This window comes from Mycobacterium sp. (genome assembly GCF_035623875.1).
Classification (GTDB): domain Bacteria; phylum Actinomycetota; class Actinomycetes; order Mycobacteriales; family Mycobacteriaceae; genus Mycobacterium.
Genome location: NZ_DASPSP010000095.1, coordinates 1 through 22,318, shown reverse-complemented (window position 1 = coordinate 22,318; position 22,318 = coordinate 1). Strand labels below are relative to the sequence as shown.

19 protein-coding genes and 1 pseudogene are annotated in these 22,318 nt (G+C 66.0%); 14 read left to right on the top strand and 6 right to left on the bottom strand.

The genetic code is table 11. The annotated features are described in order from the left end of the window. Positions 1–9 precede the first annotated feature (9 nt). The 6 genes from VEI45_RS07745 to VEI45_RS07720 all read left to right on the top strand — a co-directional run bounded on the left by VEI45_RS07745 (position 10) and on the right by VEI45_RS07720 (position 5,324). Complete coding sequence (locus VEI45_RS07745) at positions 10–810, top strand: dihydrodipicolinate synthase family protein (protein WP_324851826.1); 801 nt, start codon at positions 10–12, stop codon at positions 808–810. Continuing rightward, positions 807–1,445, top strand: coding sequence for a helix-turn-helix domain-containing protein (locus VEI45_RS07740; RefSeq protein WP_324851824.1), 639 nt, complete (start codon positions 807–809; stop codon positions 1,443–1,445). The genes VEI45_RS07745 and VEI45_RS07740 overlap by 4 nt, the downstream gene beginning before the upstream one ends. 51 nt (positions 1,446–1,496) lie before the next feature. Then, positions 1,497–2,207, top strand: coding sequence for a haloacid dehalogenase type II (locus tag VEI45_RS07735; protein WP_324851822.1), 711 nt, complete (start codon positions 1,497–1,499; stop codon positions 2,205–2,207). 229 nt (positions 2,208–2,436) lie between these two features. Continuing rightward, a complete protein-coding gene (gene cysS / locus VEI45_RS07730; RefSeq protein WP_324851820.1) occupies positions 2,437–3,849 on the top strand; it encodes a cysteine--tRNA ligase in 1,413 nt (470 codons plus the stop codon). Then, complete coding sequence (gene rlmB, locus VEI45_RS07725; RefSeq protein ID WP_324851818.1) at positions 3,839–4,771, top strand: 23S rRNA (guanosine(2251)-2'-O)-methyltransferase RlmB; 933 nt, start codon at positions 3,839–3,841, stop codon at positions 4,769–4,771. The genes cysS and rlmB overlap by 11 nt, the downstream gene beginning before the upstream one ends. A gap of 166 nt (positions 4,772–4,937) precedes the next feature. Further along, complete coding sequence (locus VEI45_RS07720) at positions 4,938–5,324, top strand: EthD domain-containing protein (protein WP_324851816.1); 387 nt, start codon at positions 4,938–4,940, stop codon at positions 5,322–5,324. A 62-nt stretch (positions 5,325–5,386) separates the two neighbouring features. Here VEI45_RS07720 and VEI45_RS07715 read toward each other — a convergent pair whose 3' ends face one another. Beyond that, positions 5,387–8,107, bottom strand: coding sequence for an ATP-binding protein (locus VEI45_RS07715; RefSeq protein WP_324851862.1), 2,721 nt, complete (start codon positions 8,105–8,107; stop codon positions 5,387–5,389). Positions 8,108–8,331: 224 nt separating this feature from the next. On the opposite strand from VEI45_RS07715, the gene VEI45_RS07710 reads away from it, so the two are divergent. Then, the gene (locus VEI45_RS07710; RefSeq protein WP_324851814.1) at positions 8,332–9,306 is read left to right on the top strand and encodes a glycerophosphodiester phosphodiesterase family protein; all 975 of its coding nucleotides are present in this window, start codon (positions 8,332–8,334) and stop codon (positions 9,304–9,306) included. Here the strand turns inward: VEI45_RS07710 and VEI45_RS07705 are convergent. The 3 genes and pseudogenes from VEI45_RS07705 to VEI45_RS07695 all read right to left on the bottom strand — a co-directional run. Next, on the bottom strand, positions 9,303–10,544 hold the full coding sequence (locus VEI45_RS07705; RefSeq protein ID WP_324851860.1) for an SLC13 family permease: 1,242 nt from the start codon (positions 10,542–10,544) through the stop codon (positions 9,303–9,305). The genes VEI45_RS07710 and VEI45_RS07705 overlap by 4 nt on opposite strands. Positions 10,545–10,546: 2 nt before the next feature. Beyond that, the gene (locus VEI45_RS07700) at positions 10,547–11,467 is read right to left on the bottom strand and encodes an MBL fold metallo-hydrolase (protein ID WP_324851812.1); all 921 of its coding nucleotides are present in this window, start codon (positions 11,465–11,467) and stop codon (positions 10,547–10,549) included. Next, positions 11,467–11,771 (bottom strand): annotated as a pseudogene (locus VEI45_RS07695) (LamB/YcsF family protein); the annotation flags it as partial. The gene VEI45_RS07700 and the pseudogene VEI45_RS07695, both read right to left, overlap by 1 nt. Before the next feature lie 118 nt (positions 11,772–11,889). Here VEI45_RS07695 and VEI45_RS07690 point away from each other — a divergent pair. Continuing rightward, positions 11,890–12,972, top strand: a complete 1,083-nt coding sequence (locus VEI45_RS07690; RefSeq protein ID WP_324851810.1) for a substrate-binding domain-containing protein — start codon at positions 11,890–11,892, stop codon at positions 12,970–12,972. A 10-nt stretch (positions 12,973–12,982) separates the two neighbouring features. On the opposite strand, the gene kstR is transcribed toward VEI45_RS07690, so the two are convergent. Then, positions 12,983–13,588, bottom strand: coding sequence for a cholesterol catabolism transcriptional regulator KstR (gene kstR / locus VEI45_RS07685; protein WP_324851858.1), 606 nt, complete (start codon positions 13,586–13,588; stop codon positions 12,983–12,985). Positions 13,589–13,870: 282 nt separating this feature from the next. Here kstR and VEI45_RS07680 point away from each other — a divergent pair, with 282 nt between their 5' ends. The 6 genes from VEI45_RS07680 (at position 13,871) to VEI45_RS07655 (ending at position 21,794) form a co-directional block, all read left to right on the top strand. Beyond that, on the top strand, positions 13,871–15,985 hold the full coding sequence (locus VEI45_RS07680) for an acyl-CoA dehydrogenase (RefSeq protein ID WP_324851808.1): 2,115 nt from the start codon (positions 13,871–13,873) through the stop codon (positions 15,983–15,985). Beyond that, positions 15,982–16,326, top strand: coding sequence for a hypothetical protein (locus VEI45_RS07675; RefSeq protein ID WP_324851806.1), 345 nt, complete (start codon positions 15,982–15,984; stop codon positions 16,324–16,326). Before VEI45_RS07680 ends, VEI45_RS07675 begins: the two co-directional genes overlap by 4 nt. A 475-nt stretch (positions 16,327–16,801) precedes the next feature. Next, positions 16,802–19,315: a hypothetical protein gene (locus tag VEI45_RS07670; RefSeq protein WP_324851805.1), complete on the top strand. Its 2,514-nt coding sequence runs from the start codon at positions 16,802–16,804 to the stop codon at positions 19,313–19,315. A 69-nt stretch (positions 19,316–19,384) separates the two neighbouring features. Continuing rightward, on the top strand, positions 19,385–20,236 hold the full coding sequence (locus tag VEI45_RS07665) for a type 1 glutamine amidotransferase domain-containing protein (protein ID WP_324851803.1): 852 nt from the start codon (positions 19,385–19,387) through the stop codon (positions 20,234–20,236). Positions 20,237–20,283: 47 nt separating this feature from the next. After that, complete coding sequence (locus VEI45_RS07660; RefSeq protein WP_324851801.1) at positions 20,284–20,736, top strand: MarR family winged helix-turn-helix transcriptional regulator; 453 nt, start codon at positions 20,284–20,286, stop codon at positions 20,734–20,736. Between the two features lie 74 nt (positions 20,737–20,810). After that, the gene (locus tag VEI45_RS07655) at positions 20,811–21,794 is read left to right on the top strand and encodes an NADPH:quinone reductase (RefSeq protein ID WP_324851799.1); all 984 of its coding nucleotides are present in this window, start codon (positions 20,811–20,813) and stop codon (positions 21,792–21,794) included. Between the two features lie 232 nt (positions 21,795–22,026). Here VEI45_RS07655 and VEI45_RS07650 read toward each other — a convergent pair whose 3' ends face one another. Continuing rightward, complete coding sequence (locus VEI45_RS07650) at positions 22,027–22,251, bottom strand: hypothetical protein (RefSeq protein WP_414687425.1); 225 nt, start codon at positions 22,249–22,251, stop codon at positions 22,027–22,029. Positions 22,252–22,318 lie beyond the last annotated feature (67 nt).

The window sequence follows — 22,318 nt, the reverse complement described above, 5'->3', positions numbered from 1 at the left end:
GGAAACCAAATGCCAACCTCAGAGCCCCTGTTCCGCGGCGCGGGCGTCGCGTTGATCACGCTGTTCGACGCCGAGGGCAGGCCGGACGTCGACGCGACCGCCGCTCACGCCGCGCGTGTGGTGCAGCGCGGTGTGCGCGCCGTTCTGCTGGCCGGCACCACCGGCGAATTTTGGGCGCTTTCGGAGACCGACCGAGTCGAGTTGATCCGCGCGGTGCGGTCCGCTCTGCCATCAGAGGTCCCCGTGCTGGCGGGGACCGGGGCAGACGATACGGCCGCGGCAGTGCGGCTGACATCCGCCGCGATCACCGCCGGCGCGGATGCCGTGCTGGTGCTAGCACCCCGCGGAGCGACCGATCTTCATGACTATTACAACGCCGTGGCGGACGCTGCGACTGATCGGCCAGTGCTGGGTTATCACATGCCGGCGATCTCCTCACCGGGCCTGCCGTTGGACCAGCTTGCGACCCTGCCAATCCAGGGCATCAAGGATTCCAGCCTCGACCCGCGCCGGCTGCTCGCAGAACTGGACATCCTCGATGGGCACGTCATCACCGGCGTGGACAGCCTGCTGTGCTACGCGGGTCCGCTGGGCTGCGCGGGTGCGCTGGGAGCGATGGCCAATGTGGAGCCCGAGCTGTGCATCGCGGCCTTTGCGGGTGATGTGGCCGCACAGCGCCAGCTGGCGCCGATCGAACGGTCCGCCCTCGAGGGGTTTCCGCTGGGCCTCAAGAAACTGCTGCGCTTGCAGGCCGGAACTTCTGTTGAGCTGGGGCCGGGCACCGCGACGCTGGCGGGACAAGTCGCATGACCAGGCAGGTCGTCGTGACAAGCGCCGAGGATCTCAGCTCGCGGGCGCGCCTTCGGGATGCCGCGGTTCGACTCTTCGCCGAACGCGGTGTCGCAGGGACGTCGGTGCGCGACATCGCCGAGGCCGCCGGGGTCACCGCCGGCTTGATCACCCATCACTTCGGGTCCAAGGAGCGGCTCAAGGCGGCGGTCGACGAACTCATGATCGAGGTGTTCACCGCACCGTTGACGGCGCCCTCGGACCTTTCCAGCCCAACGGCTGAGGGGGTCGCCGAGGCGTTGGCCCACACCATGGCGGCCCATCCGGACCTGCGGGCGTACTTGCGTCGTTCGTTTCTCGAGAATGACCCGGCCAGCGGTGAGGTCTTCGACCGCTTCGTCGAGCTGTTGCGCGAGCGACTGGCCGAGATGCAGGCGGCCGGAATGCTACGGGCGGACCTCGACCTGGACTGGGCGCCGCTGCAGGTGCTGTTCTTGCATTTCGGGCCGCTGCTGCTGGGCCCGGCCGTCGAGCGGATCCTGAACATCGACAGTTACGCCGACGACGTCATCCGCCGCCGCAGTCGCGCGCATCTGGAACTGGTCAACCGGGGTTTCCTCAGCAACCCCAGCGACACACCAGGGCCGGCCCGATGACTCAGCATCACGCGAAAAGCCGCGCCGCAAACTAGTCAAGGAGTCATGGCCATGATCACCGTTCGGGCCCTCTTGTTCGACACCATCGGGACACTTCTGGATTGGCGGGGAGGCCTGATCTCTCAGCTGCAGGCATGGGGGGCGGCGCACGAAATCGCTGCCGACTGGCCGGGGCTGGTCGATGCGTGGCGATTGGACTTCATCATGTCCATCGCGAAAGTACGCACCGGTGAACGAGAGTGGGCCAATCAGGACCAACTACAGCGAGAGTCCATGGCGAGGTTGGCACCCCAGTTCGGGCTGCCCGGACTGCACGCCGACGCACTCGAAGAATTGGTCGGCATGTGGCACGAACTACCGCCCTGGCCCGACGCCGTGGCGGGGGTGGACAAGCTGCGCTCGAGATACATCGTCGCGCCGCTGTCCAACGGGCACGTGGCAATGCTGATAGAGCTGGCCAAGGCCGCAGGATTTACTTGGGACGCGGCGATGGGTGCCGATATCTTTCGGCACTACAAGCCCGACCCGGAGACCTATCTGGGGTCCGCGGCATTGCTGGGATGCGAACCGCCGGAGGTGATGCTGGTGGCCTCTCACCCTTCGGATCTCGACGCGGCAGCACAGTGCGGGCTGCGGACGTGTTATGTATCGCGGCCGTTGGAATATGGGCCGGGGCGCGTGGTGGAAGCCACGCCAGCGGCGGGCCATTTCGACCTCATGGTCGAGGATTTGCTCGAGTTGGCACGAGCGATGGGCTGCTGAAAGCCGCGCAAGACCTCCCCGAAGGCCGCCCCGGTTGGCACGCGTCCCCAGCAAAGACGCTGATGGGTTGCCCTCCGTTTCGCTTGACCGACGATCTTTCGGCTCTCGGTGATCGTTTCCCTTGCTCGTGATGAGCCACGCCGTATCGGGTGAGCTCTGTGGTTGGGAAACGACTCGACGGCGCCGCGCTGGCAATCGGCAAAGCCATAGCCCGGTAAACTGGCATGTCGTGACCGATTGCGCCGACCTGCGGCTACACGACACGGCGACCGGTGCCGTGCGTGATTTCGTCCCGCTGCGTCCCGGGCACGTCTCCATCTACCTCTGCGGCGCTACCGTGCAAGGTCTTCCGCACATTGGCCATGTGCGCAGCGGCGTGGCCTTCGACATCCTGCGCCGCTGGCTGATGGCGCGGGGGTGCGACGTCGCATTCATCCGCAACGTCACCGACATCGACGACAAGATCCTCAACAAGGCCGCCGCAGCGGGCCGGCCGTGGTGGGAATGGGCGGCCACTTACGAGCGGGCGTTCAGCGCCGCCTATGACGCCCTGGACGTCTTGCCGCCGTCGGCGGAGCCGCGGGCCACCGGCCACATCACCCAGATGGTGGAGCTGATCGAGCGGCTGATTGCGACCGGCAACGCCTATACCGGCTGTGGCGACGTCTACTTCGATGTACTGAGCTACCCCGAATACGGCCAGTTGTCCGGACACAAGATCGACGACGTCCACCAAGGCGAGGGAGTGGCTGCCGGCAAGCGTGATCAGCGCGATTTCACGCTGTGGAAGGGCGCCAAGCCCGGAGAGCCGTCCTGGCCCACGCCGTGGGGGCGCGGACGCCCCGGCTGGCACACCGAATGCGTGGCGATGGCACACGAGTATCTGGGTCCGGAATTCGACATCCATTGCGGTGGAATGGATTTAGTCTTCCCGCATCACGAGAACGAGATTGCTCAAAGCCGTGCAGCCGGCGACGGGTTCGCCCGCTATTGGTTGCACAACGGCTGGGTCACCATGGGTGGCGAAAAGATGAGCAAGTCGCTGGGCAACGTGTTGGCGATCCCTGCCATGTTGCAGCGGGTCCGGCCCGCCGAGCTGCGCTACTACCTGGGCAGCGCGCACTACCGCTCGATGTTGGAGTTCTCCGAAGCCGCGCTACAGGACGCGGTCAACGCCTACGTCGGGATCGAAGACTTCCTGCATCGGGTGCGCAACCGGGTCGGCGCCGTCGAACCCGGACAGTGGACGCCGCGGTTTGCCGCGGCACTCGACGACGACCTGGCAGTGCCGGTCGCGTTGGCCGAGGTGCACCACGCCCGCGCGGAGGGCAACCGGGCACTTGACGCCGGCGACCATGACGGAGCGTTGGCCAACGCCGCAGCCATTCGGGCGATGATGGCCATTCTCGGCTGCGACCCGCTCGACGAGCGATGGGAGTCGCACGACGAGACGTCGGCCGCACTGGCGGCGGTCGACGTGCTGGTGCGCGCCGAGCTGGAGCGACGCGAACAGGCCCGCGTGCAGCGCGACTGGAAGCTGGCCGACGAGATCCGGGATCGGCTCAAGGACGCCGGTATCGAGGTCACTGACACTCCCGACGGCCCGCAATGGTCGCTGGGAACGCAATTCGATGGCCGGTAATTCGCGACGCCGCGGCGCGGTACGCAAACCTGGTACCAAAAAGGGGCCGACGGTGGGCTCCGGCGGCCAGCGACGCCGCGGGCTAGAGGGGCGCGGCGCCACTCCGCCCGCGCACATGCGGCCCTACCATCCGGCCGCCAAGCGGCTCAAGGAGCAGCAGCGCCGGCCCGCGCGCTCGCGCTTGGACGACGACGTCGAAACGGTCCTAGGGCGAAACCCGGTACTGGAATGCCTGCGCGCCGGTGTTCCGGCGACCGCGCTCTATGTTGCACTCGGGGCCCAGGCCGACGAGCGGCTCACCGAATCTGTAACCCTGGCAGCCGATTCCGGTATCGCGATCCTCGAAGTGCCGCGCACCGACCTCGATCGGATGACGACCAACGGCCTGCATCAAGGGATCGCGTTACAGGTGCCGCCCTACGAGTACATCCATCCCGACGATCTGCTCGAGATAGCCTTGGACACCCCGCCGGCACTGCTGGTCGCGTTGGACAACATCTCCGATCCGCGCAATCTGGGTGCGATCGTTCGGTCGGTCGCGGCGTTCGCCGGCCACGGGGTGCTGATCCCGCAGCGGCGCTCAGCCTCGGTGACAGCGGTGGCCTGGCGCACCAGCGCCGGCGCGGCGGCCCGGATTCCCATCGCCCGTGCCAATCTCAATCGGACACTGAAGGATTGGGCCGATCGGGGTCTGCAGCTGGTCGGGCTGGACGCCCACGGCGATACCGTCCTCGACGATTTGGACGCCGAGGGTCCGCTGGTGGTGGTCGTCGGATCGGAAGGCAAGGGGCTGTCGCGGCTGGTGCGTCAGAACTGCGATGCGGTGGTGTCGATCCCGATGGCCGGCCCCGCCGAATCGTTGAACGCCTCGGTGGCCGCCGGGGTGGTGCTGGCCGAGATCGCCCGTCAGCGCAGGCGCTAGCGGTAGCGCCGTAACTTCCGAATCGCCGTCACGCGCAAGCCAACTCCGCGCGTCGTCGGTCACCTGCATCCGGTCTTTTGCAAAACAACAGGGTCCAGCGGTGGTGATTGCACTACTACCTATGCGACGCTTTTCGGACATGTCGGGCACATGAAGGAGAACTCGCATGATAAAGATTGTGTTCTGCCTACGACGTCTTCCCACACTGTCGGCAGACGAGTTCTTCCAGTATTGGCTGCAAAACCACGGACCGCTCGTGCAGGGCCATGCGAAGGCATTGCGGATCCACCGCTACACACAAGGGCATTCGTTCACTGATGCACGCATCGCGCCAGCGGCAAATGCCCGTGGCTGTCAGGTGCCACCGTACGACGGCGTCGCCGAAGTGTATTGGGAAACCGTCGAAGACCTACTCGATGGCGCGAGCTCGCCGGAAGGACGAGCGGCCGGAAGGGCGTTACTAGAGGACGAGCGCAGGTTCATTGACCTACCGAACTCGTCGCTGTTCTTCGTTCGCGAGCACGATATCGTGCCTTCCGAGACGGATATTTGAGACACGATGACCTAAAGAAACCTCTGTCGAGCCAGCTGGGTATCCGTTGTCTCGAGTGTTGCCTATTTCGAGGCGGCGTTCAGTTTTGTTTGGGCCTGGTCGATTTGGTCGTATGCGTACGTCGCTATGGCGGCGGTGGTCATGGTTTCGCCTTTGCGGGCGAGCGATTGGTAGGTCTGATCGCCAAGAACGTTGCGTATGTGGGCGATCGCGGTGTTGATTTCAGGGAAAACCCGCTCAGTCATCGCGCCGACCGCGAACCCGGCGATGGTGGCCGCCGGTTCGTAGCGTCCGAGCCGGTCGAAAAGAGCGGCAAGGACAGCCAGCGAGCTGCGCATCGTCGAGGGGTTACCGGAGTCGTGGTAGCTGCGGATCGCCAGAATAAGGTGATCGAAAGCGGACGCAGCGTTCCCGTGATCGGCCTCGAGGCGACCCAGCGTGTTCGCTAGACTCGATTCGGTCCAGCGGTTGCCGCAGTCTTGGGCGATCACCAGCCCCCGGCGGAGGGCGTCCAGCGCGCGGATCGGATCGCCTTCACGGAAAGCCGTGCCATAGGCGTTGAGGGCGAACGTAAGCAAAAACGGATTCTCCGTTGCCTCGGCAGCCTCGATCAGGCCATCCGCGGCCACTATCGCTTCCTCGCCTGCGCCGGCGAACGCTAGCGCGAAGACTAGACATGTCCGAATGGTCACTGGGGCGGCGGAGCGGCGCTGCAGCAAGGCGATGCACAACTCCGCCCACCGTTCGGGCTGGCCGTTTAACATGTACGTGCCCCCAAGCAGGCCTTCGGCGCCGAACGGCACCTCGTGGCCGCCAGCGGCGATCACGGTCTGGCCGGCCTCGCTGTAGCGGACAGCGGCATCGACCCTTCCGGCCAAGCAACACAGCGACGCGATCACATACAGAAACGCGAGCCGCGGATGGTCGACGGCGCGGGCAGGTTCGATCAGCTCTTCGGCCCACGCCATCGGCTCATAGCTCTCGACGCAAAAGCCAAGGAGCCCCGCGTATGTGGCGATGGTGGCGGCCAGGTCGAGGTCGCCGTGGTCCGCGGCCCACCGGAACGCGGTGCGCAGATTGGCCAACTCGGTGGTGAACCAGGTGTAGGCCTCTCGCTGCCGGGGGCTGTCCCACAGGGCCAGGACGTCGGCTTCGCGCCCGGCGAAGTAGTGGGCATGCGCAGCCCGAACTTCTTCCGCCGCTCCGGCGGCGACGAGTTGTTCCTCGGCGAACTGGCGAATCGTCTCCAGCATCGAAAACCGCGTCCGTCCCGACGGCTTGTCGGCCACAAGCAGCGATTTGCGCACAAGCGCATCGAGCAGATCGAGGACCGCGTAGTCGTCGGGGTCGTCGGATCCGGCTACCGCGCAGGCGCTTTGGAGGTCGAATCCACCGGCGAAAACCGAACACCGATCCAGCAGCGCCTGCTCCGCGTCATCGAGCAGGTCATAGGACCACGCGACGGCGTGGCGCAGGGTGTGGTGGCGTTCCAGAGCGCGCCGCGAGCCCACCAGCAGCTGCAACCGCTGATCCAGCCGATCGCGCACCTCGATGGCGGTCATCGATGCCATCCGCGAGGCGGCCAATTCGATGGCCAGCGGGATCCCGTCGAGGCGCCGGCAGATTTCCACCACCGCGGCCGCCTCGCCATCATCGCCCACCGTGAAGCGCGGCGATACGTGCTGCGCGCGTTCGACGAACAAGGCCACCGCGGCTGAGTCGACGCCTGCGCCGACGTCCAGCGAGGGCACCGGCCACAGCCGCTCGTCGGCGATGCCGAGTCCTTCGCGGCTGGTGGCCACCATCTTGGTCGCAGCCGAGGCCGCCAGGATGGCCTCGATCAGATCGGCGGCGGCGTCCAGCACGTGCTCGCAGTTGTCCAACACCAGCAGCCGCGACCGGCCCTCCAGGGCGGAGGCCACCGACTCGGTCACTGTCTTGCCCGGTTGCTGGGTGATGCCCAACAACGCCGCCACCGCGTCGGGCACCGCCGCGGGATCGGTGACCGCGGCCAGCTCGAAAAACCATACCCCGTCCGGAAATTCGTCGGCCAGCCGCGCCGCGACCTCCACCGCCAGCCGCGTCTTGCCGACCCCACCCACCCCGGTCAACGTCATCAACCGATGCGCCTTCACCGCGGCTTGAACCTCGGCGACCTCCGACTCACGCCCAATGAAGCTGGTGGTCTGTGGGCGCAGGTTTCCCGGACTCGCATCCAGCGCCCGCAGCGGCGGAAAGTCCGTGCGTAGGCCCGCCGCGCGGACCTGGAATAGCTCGACCGCGGTGGGCAGATCCCGTAACCGCCGCGACCCCAGATCGGCGAGATCGACTCCGCTGAGCAGACCCGCCGTCGACTCGGCCAACAGGATCTGACCGCCGTGCCCGGCGGCCATCACCCGCGCAGCCCGATTGAGCACCGCGCCGAAGTAATCGCCCTCCCGCAGCTCGGCTTCGCCGGTGGCGATGCCCATCCGCACCGGCAACTCCAACGCCCGCTGCGCGGCCACCGCCGCATCCACCGCCGAGCCCGGCGAGGCGAACGCGGCGCACACGCCGTCACCGGTGTGTTTGAACAAGAAGCCGCCGTGGGCCTCGATCGCAGAGCGCAACACGTCGTCATGGGCGGCCAGCGCCGCCCGCATCCCCTCCCCGTCGGCCTCCCACCGACGGGTCGAACCCTCGACATCGGTGAACAAAAACGTCACCACCCCCGAAGGAGCAGCCGCCGCAGGAGCGGACACCCCAGCAGAATCCCACAACCGACACGCTCCCACCTCGCACATCGCCAGATCCGACCCGTCAGCAGACACGGATCGGACTGTTCTTCAGTGCCATTTAGCTGTCGAATGTCGTGAAGAGGTGTTGACGCGAAGTGAGTTCGTCACTTGCTTGTACTCAGCCGACGCTACCGCCAACGGCGTTGGCACAAGCTCGTCCGCCGGCGCTTGTTGCCGCAGGGACCGGCCTATGCGAGTTGAGCGCGGATCGTCAGGTTAGCCTCATCGGCATGCCTTTTCGGCTCGGCGTTCCATTATCCGCGGCGGTAACGGCAGCAGTGCTGGCTGTCACGCCGACCGCAGCTGCGGAGTTGCCGAAATTCGACCTGCAGGCCCACGCCGGTGGCCGCGGCGAGACGACCGGCGAATCGCTGCGTGCTTTCGCCAAATCGCTCGAACTCGGAGTCAGCACACTCGAACTCGACATCAACGTCACCAAAGATCGCCAACCGCTGGTATGGCATGACCCGATCATCGAGCCTAGGCAGTGCGCCGACACCGGGCCGGCGTTCACCGGCGACCCGTCGTATCCGTACGTCGGAAAACTCGTACACGACCTGACCCTGGCGCAGATCCGCACGCTGGACTGCGGCAAGCCGAGCGGCCAGTTCCCACACGCCGAAGTAGTGCGGGGCAACAGAATAGCCATCTTGCCGGAAGTCTTCTCACTCGCCGACTCGTATCGGGCCGATGTGCACTACAACATCGAAACCAAGGTCGCGGCCGATCGCCCGACCATATCGGCCGACCCGCAAGAGTTCGTTGACGTGGTGCTGGCGGCAGTCAAGACGGCAGGCAAGGTCGACCGGGTGGAGATCCAAAGTTTCGACTGGCAAACGTTGCTACTGGTGCACCAGGCCGAGCCGTCGATTCCGCTGTCGGCCTTGTGGAGTGAGCAGACCTGGGTTCCGGATTCGCCATGGCTGGCCGGTGTCAACCCCGCGGTCGTCGGCGATCCGGTGATCGGCGCCACACTGGTTGGCGCGAATATCCTCTCGCCCGCTTATTCTTTGGTCGATAAGTCTTTGGTTGACCGGGCACATTTGTTGCGCCTCAGCATTATTCCGTGGACGGTCGATGACGCTAGCGATATGCGGGCCCAGATTGCAGAGGGCGTCGACGGCATCATCACGAACTATCCCGCGACGTTGCGCACCGTGATGGCCGAACTCGGTATGCCGCTGCCGCCGGCGTACCACCGCTAGAGGCCCAGCAGTCGCACACCGGCCCAGAGCGCCAACACCGCCGCCACTAGCGCGGTGGGCACGGTGCACAGCCCGAGCCTGGTGTACTCGCCGACGCTGGCCGAAACGCCGTACCGGCGTAGCACGCTGCGCCACAACAGGTTTGATAACGAGCCGACATAGGTCAGGTTGGGGCCGATGTTCACGCCGATCAGCACGGCCAGCACGGGCGCCGGCCCGCTCGACGCCACCAGCGGCACCAACACCAGTGTCGCGGGCAGGTTGTTGACGATGTTGGCCAGCACGGCGGCCACCACCGCGAATCCCAACAGCGCAAGCAGCCCGGAACCGGACGGCAACACCGCGCCCATCCGGTCGGCCACTCCGTTCCGCATGACCGCCTGCACCACGACGCCCAACGCCAACACGAACACCAGAAACGGCACGTTGACCGCGCGCACGATCGCCACCGCCGTGGTGTGCCGTCGGGCCAGGCTGCGCACGGCCATCACCGCCGCCCCAGCGAGCGCGGCCCAGGCCGGCGCCACCCCGGCCGCCTCCGCGATCACGAACCCGGCCAGCGTCAGCGCCACCACCAGCAGCGCGAACACCGGTGTCTGCGGTGCCGGCTCGTTTTCGGGAGGATCGGGCTGCACGCTGAGATCCCGCCGGAAGAACACCCGGAAGACGAGGTAGACGGTGGCCACCGCGGCCAGCCACGGCAGCGTCATCACCAGGGCGAACTTGGTGAACGACACGTTGGCGACGTGAAATGCGAGCAGGTTGGTCAGGTTCGACACCGGAAGCAGTAGCGACGCGGCGTTGGCCAGGTGTGCGGTCGCGTAGGCATGTGGACGCACCGGTGCCCGCAGCCGCCGCACTGTGGTCAGCACCACCGGCGTCAGCAGCACCACGGTGGCATCCAGGCTCAGCACCGCGGTGATCGTCGCGGCAATCGCGAACACCTGCCGCAGTAGGCGCCGAGATCCGAAGCGGGCCCGCGCCATTGCCGCTCCTGCTGCCTCGAAAAGGCCCTCGTCGTCGCACATTTTGGCCAGCACCAGCACCGCGCCTAGGAAAGCGACGACGCGCGACAGCCGGGATGCCTCGGCAGCCGCGTCGTGCATCGAGATCGCGCCGACAGCGATCAGCACGACGACGGCCGGGACGGCGGCGAATGCCTCGGGCCAACCGCGGGGTCGGGCGACCGCGAATGCGAGGACCACCGCCAGCGACAGAAGAGCCAGAAATAGCGACAACCTCAGGCCCACGGGTCTTCGCGTCGCCACACCGTCGGCATATCCAGCGCGATACCGTCCTGGGCGGCCAGCCTGCTCAGCACGCTAACCGAAAAGTCCAAGTCGTCGCCCGCATAAGGCAAGGCCCGCAACGGCTTTGACAGCGGACGGAAAAAATCATCCCAATGGATCAATACCACGCGGCGCGCCCCCAAGGTACGCACCGTCTCCGTCCAGTAGTCGACGAGATAGGGCTCGGCCTGTAAGCCCAACTGGCCGACGCCGAGATAGACGACATCGGCACGGTGGCCGGCCAAGGCGCCCTTCACGAAGCCGGCGCTGCCCTGGATCAACAGCCGTCGGTCCGAGGGCCGGTGATGCACCAGCGTCGACCAGGCCTCGCCGCACCGGTAGGCCGACGCCCGCACCGGCGGTATCACCGGCGCGGTGATCTCTCCAGGAAACCGGTCGGGGTCACTGTGACGTGACTTGATCATCGTGATATCGAAGGCGCCCAACCGAATTGGCTCGCCGGGCACGGCGACGACCAAACGGTCCGCGGCCAGGCCGTAGCCGCGGCCGACGTTGGCCGCCGATTGGCCCCCGACCAGCCGCGCGCCGGTGCGATCGGCGACCAGCGCGGAATCCAGCGTGTGGTCGATATGCGTATGCACCGGGATGACCGCCTCGAGCCGCGTCACTTTGGCACGCGCCAGGCACCCGTCAACTCGGGCCGGCGATGGTGACACCTTGCCCAACGCCACCCGCGCCAGACTGGGCCGGGAGAAGTAGCCGTCGGTCATCAGCGTCGACGACCCGTCGTCGAGCAGCAGCGTCGTCACCCCCAACCACGTCACCGTCAGGGGCGCGCCGGGTTCGGCGACGGGCACGCTGAACCGGTGCGAATGCCGCGCGATATCCGGACGCCCCGGCCGCAGCCGCATCAGCAGAACGCCTTCACGTCAATCCCGTCGGCCTTCAACCGATCCCGCACCGCTGACGCGATCTGCACCGCGCCAGGTGAATCACCATGGCCACCACCCGTTCGGCGATGGCGGCCGGATCGTGCAGCACCGTGCCGGGCTCCCGTCGGGACACCAACTGGCCGTCCGGCTGGTAGGCACGATCGGTGAATGCCTCCGGCACGGTGCGCAGGCCACGCTGGTGCGCTTCGTCGAAGAACACCGAACCCGCCAGGCCCAGCACCGGCAGGCCGGCGTCCACCATCTGCACCGCCGAAGCCCTCGCCCAAGTCGGCGTTGAGGTCGATAGAGGCCACGACCGCTAGCTTAAGGCCGGTACCTGTCGTAGCGATCCGCCGCCAACTTGCGTAATCCGGCCGGAATGCCCGGTAGCCTCAGACAACATGAGCCCCACGCCGCGACGGCGGGCGACCCTGGCATCGCTGGCGGCTGAGCTCAAGGTATCGCGCACTACCATCTCGAATGCGTACAACCGGCCCGATCAGCTTTCGCCCGCGCTGCGCGAACGAGTGCTCGCCACGGCCAAACGCATCGGCTATCCCGGACCCGATCCGGTGGCGCGCTCGCTACGGACCCGCAGGGCCGGGGCCGTGGGACTGGTGATCACCGAACCGCTCACCTATTCGTTCAGCGACCCGGCGGCGTTGGATTTCGTTGCAGGACTTGCTCAGTCGTGTGAAGAGCTTGGTCAGGGGCTGATGCTGGTGGCCGTCGGCCCAAGCCGCAGCGTCGCGGATGGGACGGCGTCGGTGCTCGCCGCGGGGGTAGACGGGTTCGTGGTCTACTCGGCAGCCGGAGACGACCCCTACCTGCAGGTGGTGCTGCAACGGGGACTGCCGCTGGTGGTTGTCGACCAGCCCAAACAGGTACCCGGCGCGTCTGCGGTGGGCATTGACGACCGGGAGGCGATGCGCAAGCTCAGCGATTACGTGCTCGGCTTAGGTCATCGGGAGATCGGGCTGCTGACCATGCGGCTGTGCCGCGACCGCAGTAAGACGAGCCAGGGCTTGGTCGACTCCGAACGCCTCCGCTCGTCGACGTTTCAAGTGCAAAGCGAACGCATCCACGGTATCCGCGACGCGATGGCCGCGGCCGGCCTCGACCCGGAGTCATTGACCGTGGTGGAAAGCTACGAGCACACCGCGGCATCCGGCGGCGACGCGGCCAAGGTTGCGCTCCAGGCCAATCCGCGGATCACCGCGCTGATGTGCACCGCCGACGTGCTGGCCTTGTCGGCGATGGATTACCTGCGCGGCCGCGGCAAATACGCGCCGGGCCAAATGACCGTCACCGGTTTCGACGGCATACCCGAGGCCATCGGCCGCGGTCTGACCACGGTGGCGCAGCCGAGCCTGCAGAAAGGCCGACGGGCCGGCGAGCTCTTGCACGAAGGCAATATCCACCCGGTAGTCGAGGTGCTCGACACCGAACTGATCCGCGGGCGCACCGCCGGGCCCCCGGCCTGACCCTGAGCGGTCAGACCTGGGAATTCTCCCCATTGCCGATCAGCAGCCGCACGGCCAGATCGAGCCGCTTGCTCACGTCGGTGGCCGATGCCCGCCGGGTGAGCCAAGCCAGCAGATTCGACAGCCACACATCAGAGATCACCCTGGCGATGTGGTACTGGTCTTCGGTCGGTTCGCCGTCGCTCATCGCGCGGGCGAACATCGAGTCGATCAGCTTCTCGACGTGATCGACCTCACCGGCTGCGGAGGCATCGGCGAAGACGTAGGCCCGGGTCATGGCCTCGGTGAGCAGCGGATTGCGCTGCATCGCCCGATTGAGTTTGCTGACCATGAAACTGAGCCGCTGGTACGGGGTCCCGCCGGTCAGGCTGGAGCGGTCGGTCTTGGCGTCGATTCGCTCGAATTCCCGGCCCAGCGCGGAGACCAGCAGATGCACCTTCGACGGGAAATACCGGTACAGCGTGCCTACCGCGACGTCCGCGCGGTCGGCCACCGCACGCATCTGAACTGCCTCGTAGCCGCCCTTGGAAGCGATGGCCATCGTCGCGTCCAGGATTCGTTTGCGACGCTCGCGTTGCGCCTCAGACCCGAGCTCGGACTCGGCCAGTACCGCCACGCTCATCACCTCACGAGGTTGCGCGGTCGACGAACTCGAGGGCTGACCCGAGCCGGTGTTCGTTGGCAACGACATCTGACGGACAGCTCCTTTTCTTGCGTCCTCGCTCGAAACGATACGTATGCCGAGCGCGGATTTCTCATCTCCGTGCCGCCGGGACACCCGGATGTCCTGCTGCGATGGCATTCGACTTGACGGTCGAGCGCTGGCACTATTAGAACACGTTCTAGTGCTGCGCGGGGCGTCTCGGGCAGCGCCGTTTACGTCGACCGAGGAGTCCAGGTGGCCACGACCATCACCGACGAACAGTTCGCGGCGCGGGAGTTGGTGCGTGATTGGGCCGCATCCTCCGGCGCGACGGCCGCGGTCCGGGCCACCGAACAGGGCGAACCTGACGCCTGGCGACCGGTTTTTGGCGGCCTGACCGATCTGGGCTTGTTCGGTGTCGCGGTCCCCGAGGACCGCGGCGGCGCCGGCGGCAGCATCGAGGATCTGTGCGCCATGATCGAGGAAGCGGCCAGGGCCCTGGTGCCCGGCCCGGTGGCGACCACGGCCCTGGCCACGCTGGTGGTCGCCGATCCGCAGCTGTGCGCCGCACTGGCTTCGGGCGAACGCACCGCCGGGGTGGCACTCGACGGTGACGTCGAGTTCGATGCCGCCACCTCGCGGGCCTCGGGCACAGTGGCCCGGATGCTGGGCGCCGTTGCCGACGGCTTGCTGTTGGTGCCGGCCAGCGGAAAGTGGCTGCTTATCGACTCAGCCGCTGCCGACGGTGTGGCGGTCGAGCCGCTGCCTGCCACCGACTTCTCCCGGCCGTTGGCCCGGGTGGTGCTGACCTCGGCGCCGGCGACCGTGCTGGACGCCACCGCGGAAAGGGTGGAGAACCTGGCCGCGACCGTGCTGTCCGCCGAAGCGGCGGGAATTGCCCGCTGGGCGCTGGACACCGCCGTCGCTTACGCCAAGGTGCGCGAGCAGTTCGGCAAGCCGATCGGCAGCTTCCAGGCGATCAAGCACCTGTGTGCCGAGATGCTGTGCCGTGCCGAGCAGGTGGCGGTGGCCGCCGCCGACGCTGCCCTCGCCGCGGGCGATGACGATGACGGCCAGTTGTCCATCGCGGCGGCTATCGCCGCCGGTATCGCTATCGATGCCGTGAAGGCCAACGTCAAAGACTGCATCCAGGTGCTGGGCGGCATCGGCATCACCTGGGAGCACGATGCACACCTGTACCTGCGTCGGGCCTACGGGATCGGGCAGTTCCTCGGGGGGCCCGCGCGCTGGCTGCGCAGGACGGTCGAGCTGACCCAGGCTGGTGTGCGTCGTCGGCTCAGCATTGACCTGAGCGAGGTCGCCGACCAACGGCCCCAGATCGCTGAAGCAGTCGTCGCTGTCGCCGCACTACCCGCGGATAAGCGCCAAGCGGCGCTGGCCGAAGCGGGGCTGCTGGCGCCGCACTGGCCGGCACCTTACGGCCGCGGCGCCGGGCCGGCCGAGCAGTTGCTGATCGATCAGGAAATGTCGTCGGCGGGTGTGCCGCGGCCCGACCTGGTGATCGGCTGGTGGGCGGCGCCGACCATTCTCGAACACGGCACGGCCGAGCAGGTGGAGCGATTCGTGCCGGCCACCCTGCGCGGCGAAATCTTCTGGTGCCAACTGTTTTCTGAGCCGGGAGCCGGCTCGGATCTGGCATCGCTGCGTACCAAAGCGGTGCGGGTCGACGGCGGCTGGGAGCTGACCGGGCAGAAGGTGTGGACATCGAGGGCGCACGACGCGCAGTGGGGTGTCTGCCTAGCCCGCACCGATCCCGACGCGCCGAAACACAAGGGCATCACCTACTTCCTGGTCGACATGAGCTCGCCCGGCATCTTGATCCGACCGTTGCGCGAAATCACCGGCGCCGCACTGTTCAACGAGGTCTTTCTCGACGGCGTGTTCGTCCCCGACGAGATGGTCGTCGGCACCGTGAACGACGGCTGGCGGCTGGCCCGCACCACGCTGGCCAACGAGCGGGTCGCGATGGCGCAGGGCACGGCGCTGGGCAACCCGATGGAAGAGTTGCTCGCGGTGGCGGCGGAGATCAATCTCGATGTTGCGCAACAGGATCGGCTGGCACGGCTGATCATCACCGCGCAAGTCGGCTCGCTGCTCGACCAGCGCATCGCCCAGCTCGTTGTCGGCGGCCAGGACCCCGGCGCCGAGTCCAGTGTGCGGAAACTCATCGGGGTGCGCTACCGGCAGGCGCTGGCCGAGTATCGGATGGACCTGACCGAAGGGGCCGGCGTCGTCGTGGACAACACGGTGTATGACTTCCTGAATACCCGCTGCCTGACCATCGCCGGCGGTACTGAGCAGATCCTGCTCACGCTGGCCGCAGAGCGGCTGCTCGGCCTGCCGCGGTGACGAGGGTCCTTGCAAAAGTCGCCTGCGTAGCGGGCGCCATCGTCGCGCTGGGGTTGGCCTACCTAGCGATCTGGGATCTATACCTGACCGGCTTTCCCGACAGCCATCTCACCGACTATGACAAAGCGGTCGAAACGCCCAAGCGGGTCCTCATGTGGGCGGAGGTGGCTTTTGCTCCGCTGTTCCTGGTCCTGGCCTTTTCTCCGATCGGCACCCAGGCGCGTGCGGTCGGATTGTTCGCCGCCCTGACGGCGTTGGTGCTCGTCGTGATAGTCCAGCTGGTCGGCCTCCCTTGGTATTTCGTAACCCACCTGCATCTGGATAACGGAATCGGCGGCTAGTTAAGGTGTGCAGGCCGGACCCGTGCAAACTCCGTGTTCTGGAAGCGCGATGGCCTCATCGATCGTCAGCTCCCGCGGTGCCGCATCCGACGGTTCCACCGCTAGCCGACCTTGTTGCCTTCAGGTCGAACTTTCAACGCAGCCCTTCGTCAAGCGTTCCGTCAGGTCGGCTGCTGCCGTTAGTTGAAGATCGACTTTGGCGAAGTTCAAGTTGACCGATTCAGCACGGTCGCGATTTACCACCCGTTCCGAGGACTGGAGAGCCGAGCCGAACGGACACCGCTGATTCGAGCGCGGTCCCGACGAGCCGCGATTGACGTCGGCGGCTGATCTTGGAAATCAGCCTCCGCCAGGCATTTTCACAGCAGGTTTTCACCAAAGCTATAAGAAGTCTGTGATACTGCCCGTGCCGGGTACCGCTGAAAGCGCGCGGAGATCGCATGTACTCGGCGTACGGGAAAGGTGGTTTTGACTCGTGAGCGAGACCAGCTCGAGACCGGCTGAGAACGCCGCTGAGCTTTGGGTGCACGGGGTTTCGGGCACACCCCCCGAGCAGCTGCTGAAATGTCCCACGGAAATGCTGCAGCAGCTGTCCGGCGACAAGGTCGCTGGCATCTACCAGTGCCGCTCGTGCAATGGAGCCCAGGAGAGCGGCGAACGACTCACGGAGACGGAAGGCTACTCCTGGGGTGGACTCACCTCGGGTGCGGCCAGCCGAGCACTGTGGCTGCTCTTCCTGCCGTTCCTACTGATCAATCTCGCACATTGGATGTTGCCGCCCTCCAGGACCGGGCAAGGCGCACCAGCGATGTCCGTGCGCCTTCTTCGGCTGGTCGGCCTGGCGTTCACGCTGACGTTGATGCTGGCGTCGGCGCTAGTTGCAATGGACATTGTTGGCTGGCAATGCGCTCCGCTCGCACACTGCGCGGCACACCTAGGTCCTGCGAAGTTCCTGCTGAACATGCCGCGTGGGCGGCAGTTAATGTTCACCGCGATCCCGGTCGCTGTGATGCCTCTGGCGCTGATATTTTTGGGCCGGCCGAATCCGCCGGCCCCCATCCCGCCGCTCGTCTCCGCCGGAGTCGACCAGCGGCGGGACACCGCCCCGCCGGATGCGTCCGTGACCACCGATCGAGTACCAATGGCAGAACCAAGCTTTTGGAATTCCGACGATTCCGTCAAACGGCTGCGCTACTGCCACGTGATGGCGTGGGTATCGGGGCTCGGTGCCCTCACGCTGGCGCCGCCCATCCGATATCTGGGTCACTCCGCCCTGCGCGATACCTGTCTAATGCTGCTGTGGGTGCAGATTGGCATCGTCGCGCTAGTCGTCGCCGCGACCGCATCGACCAGGTTGACGGGCCGTGGCGGCAAGACGGCGGATCGGCTGACCAGGCCGATATGCTTGCTGCAATGGCTGTCGGTGGCGGTGCTCGTCGCGACGCTTGCGGTAGTGGCAGTCACCAAGCCCGCCCACGCCGGCGGCTCGCTGCCCGCGCCGTCCACGATGCCAGGGCTGTGGCAGGCGATTTATGGGCTGCTGGCAGCCGAAATCCTGTTAGTTGTCCTGCTTTTCGTGTTCACGGCACTGTGCATGCACGACTGGCGACGCACGCCGGGCGCAATTTTGCGAGTGTTTTGGCAGCCCGCGCGCTCAATGCGCCCAAGCCAGCGCGGCAAAAGTGACGGGTTCTCACCGAGCCTAGGCGGATTCGTTGCCCCGTTCGTGGCCACGATCGGGCTCTTTGTCGCTGGCGGATTCAGCGCTGGCGTTGGCCTGTGGGCGGCGCAATGGGTCGGGACGCCGGTGCGCTCAATCGCGGCGGCCAGATGTGCGATCGGGTTCCGCGCAAAGGTCTTGGGCGCCGCAGATCCGGATGTGCAGACCCTCTTCGATGCGTGCGACAAGAAACGACAAGGCCAACTTCCGCCTCTTCCAGCCAGTTTCGAGGAGCTGGTCGACAAATACAACGCCGCCACGCCAATCATAGTCCCCCCGGGATACATCGCCGCTGCGATCGTCTTCTCGACCCTGTTGCTGATAATGGTCGGATTCGCAACCGTCGTGTGGCTTGTATTCATTCCCCGATGGGCACGCCCTATCACAGACCAGGTCCTCGAGGACTACCGCAACAACCCCGACAGTGTGACAAGAGGCCGCGCGGCGGCGCTGGCGCACGATCGGGTGCTTGCATCGTTGACCGACCGGGTGCCAGGCGTTCTGGCGGGCTTCACCGTCATCGCCATCGCCGTGTTCGCTCTGTTGCGTGCTCTCAGTCTTGCGGGCGGTCTTCTGCCAGTCTGGCTACCTGGGCTTTCCACCGTCTGCGTCTACCTGCTCTCGGCGACAGCAGCCGGCATGTTCGCACTGGCGCTCGCAGCGTTTCGTAACAAAGAGAGACGTCGCGAGGTCGGCGTGCTGTGGGACGTCATCACGTTCTGGCCGCGGGCGAATCACCCACTGACTCCGCCCTGCTATGGCGAGCGCACGATGCCCGAATTGCGTGGTCAACTGGGCTATCTCACCGTGACGGCGGGCCGGCGGGTGGTGCTGGTCGCGCACAGCCAGGGCAGCATCATCGCCGCAGCCACCATTTTGCAGACTGACCCCGCTTGGTCACCAAATATTGGACTACTTACATTCGGGTGCCCGCTGCGGCGCCTCTACACGAAATACTTCCCCGCCTACTTCGGGCGCAACACCATTGAGGCCGTCGGCGACAGGCAGCGCACCCGCTGGATCAACTTGTGGGCGCTGACCGACCCTATCGGTTCGTGGGTGGTGGACAACCAGAACACCAAAATGGTCGACGCCCTGAACACAGTCGACTGCCGGATACGTGATGCCGCAAAGTTGGTTCCCGAACGACGAGGCAGCTATCCACCGATCTGTGGGCACTCGGGCTTCTGGACGCGCGACGAGTTCGGCGATGCCGTCAGCCGTCTGCTCGGCTTACCAAACGATGGACGTACTTCGGCGAGCACTTAATGCAGAGGCGAGCGTTGGTCTAATCGGCGGCTAAGTGCGGTCTGTAGGCCGTAAGCTCGGACATTACCGATGGGTACCGTGCTGATCCCGATTCCGGATCGTGACTTCGACCCGACCGAAGTCGCGGTCAGTTGGCGTGTCCTGAGGGCCAACGGTCACCGAGTCGTCTTTGCCACCGAAAGCGGTGCACCCGGGGCGGCTGACGACATCATGGTCACCGGCCGTGGCTTGGACATCTGGTCTTCGCTACCGGTGTTGGGCGCTATCACCGTCGTGGGAAGAGCGCTGCGGGCCAACAAGGACGCCCGCCGTGCGTATCAGGAGATGCTGCAGTCACCGGAGTACCAGGATCCGTCTAGTTGGGCGGAAACCACCCTTGACGGCATCGACGCACTGCTGCTGCCCGGCGGCCACCGCGCCCGCGGAATGCGCTCCTATATCGACAGCGACACGCTGCACCACCTCGTCGTCGATGCCTTTGGCCGCGGGGTGATCGTGGCCGCGATCTGTCACGGTGTGCTGCTCGCCGCCCGCAGCGTCGACCCGACGACCGGTCACTCGGTGCTCTACGGACGCCGGACCACGGCGCTGACCTGGGCGCTGGAACGCACCGCCTGGCGTCTCACCCGGATCACCCGCTTCTGGGACCCCGACTACTACCGCACCTACACTGAGGAACCCGGGCAGGCCTCGGGATACATGTCGGTGCAGTCGGAAGTCACCCGCGCCCTGAAGAATCCGACGGACTTCTGTGACGTCCCCCGTGGGTCGGCGCATTGGCGGCTCAAGACCTCCGGAATGGTGCGCGACACCGCAACCGACTCGCGGCCGGCGTTCGTCGTCGACGACGGTGCCTATGTGTCGGCGCGCTGGCCCGGCGATACCCACACCTTCGCAACTGTCTTGTCGCAGAAGCTATGACGTCCGACCACACTGGGCGGTTCGGAAGTTGTTAACGTGGAATGGTCATGACGGACTTGCTTGATCTTTTCCATCAGTTGGTGCGCTTTGAAACCGAGCTGTGGAACGCCGTTGACGCTCGGGTGCGCGCCGACTTCGACCTGCCGCTGAGCTGGTTGGAGCCGATGCAGGTCATCGCGCGTCATCCATCCTGCCGGGTGAACGACATCGCCGAGGAACTGTCGGTCACCATCGGCGGAACCAGCAAGCTTGTCGACCGGATCGAAGCCGCGGGCTACTGCAGCCGTCGCGCCAATCCCGACGACGGCCGGTCCTCCGTCATCGAGCTCACCGCGGCGGGCCGGCGCGTCCTGACCAAGGCCACCAAGGCTTTTGAGGACGAGCTGGAGACCCGCATTAGGTCGGCGGTCTCCGCGCGCTCGTTGCAGCAGTTGTTCTCAAGCATCGTCAAGCTGCGCGCCGCGAACACGAGTGTCGACGCGCCACAACGGAGCGCCTGACGCCGGTCTAGGCATGCCGCCGAATCAGGATTATGATTCCATGGAATATATATCGGGCCCGTGGAGGTGCCGAAGTGCTGGCAGCGTGGTACGACCGGCAGGGTCCTGCCGGTGAGGTGTTGCAGGTCGGCGAGCTGCCGGACCCCGAACCGGGACCGGGTGAAGTGCGGGTCCGGCTCAGGCTCTCCGGTATCAATCCCGGGGACACCAAGAAGCGGGACCGCTGGCAAGGCGCGCATATGAGCTACCCGCGGATCATCCCGCACAGTGATGGTGCCGGTGTGATCGATGCTGTCGGCGAGGGCGTGGACAAAAACCGGATCGGGCAACGGGTATGGACCTACGGCGCCCAGTCCTACCGGCCGTTCGGTACCGCAGCGCAGTTCACGTGTGTACCGGGGCCGCAGGCGGTTCCGCTTCCGGACGAAGTCTCCGACGAGATCGGCGCTTGCCTTGGCATTCCGGGCATCACCGCGCATCGGGCCGTTTTCAGCGACGGGGCGGTCGCGGGCAAGACGATCTTGGTGCATGGCGTGCTGGGCTCGGTGAGCTCGCTGGCCGCCCAGCTAGCGCGCTGGGCCGGAGCCACCGTGATCGGCACGGTGGTTCGCAGCGGCGACCTTGAAAAGGTTGACACCTCTGCGGTTTCGCATCTCATAGCGCTCGACGACAGTGATCCCACAGCTGCCATTCGTGGACATGCCCCCGACGGGGTGGACCGTATCGTGGATGTGGCTTTCTCCGACAATGCCGACCTGGATGCGGCGTTGGTGGCCAACGAGGCGGTTATCGCTGCGTACGCGAGCCGCGTCGACAGACCCGAAATCCCTTTCTGGCCGTTGCTATTCGCCAATGTCGCGCTGCGGTTGCTCGGCAGCGACGACTTTCCCGCCGAGGCTAAACAGCAGGCGGGCAAAGATCTGAGCGCGGCCGCACGAGAAGGCGCGCTGAGAATCCCTGTGGCACCCGCTCATCCACTTGCCGAGATAGCCGCAGCGCACGACCACGTCGACAAGGGACCCCGCAACGGCCGTGTGATGCTGGCCATCCCAAGCTGAATCCGGTTAGGGGAACAAGAAAGCGATCTGCGCTTCTCGGCCGCAGTATGCTTATCCGCGACTCAGATCGGGTCTGGAGGTTGCGTCATGAAACTTCTACAGACGGCTCTGCGATCAGCTGCGACGGTTGTTGTCGTTGTGGGCGCGATCTCCGGCTGCTCGGCCAATCGGTCCGCGGGTCCGACACAAAGCCCGGCATCGCCAGCCGGGTCCGCCCGTGCGCCGAGGGCACCTAACCCCCGTCGCTGGAGCGGATGTCGGTGCTCTGGCGAGACCACAAGTCACTCGGGAATCCGGTCACCCCGTCGCCGGCTTTGCGGTCGGCGCCGATGGTGAAGTCGCAGCTGCCGTTCGCGCGATGGCAGTCGAGCACGGCCCGGGTTTCCAACTGGGTCCCGTCGTTGAGGGGCATCAGCGTGGTGGCGGTGCTACTGGCGGCCGACGAGACCGCCGTCACCTACTCGTCGTAGGTAACTTCGACCGAATCGGTCTCCGGGTGGGACTGGCAGGCCAGGATCAGCCCG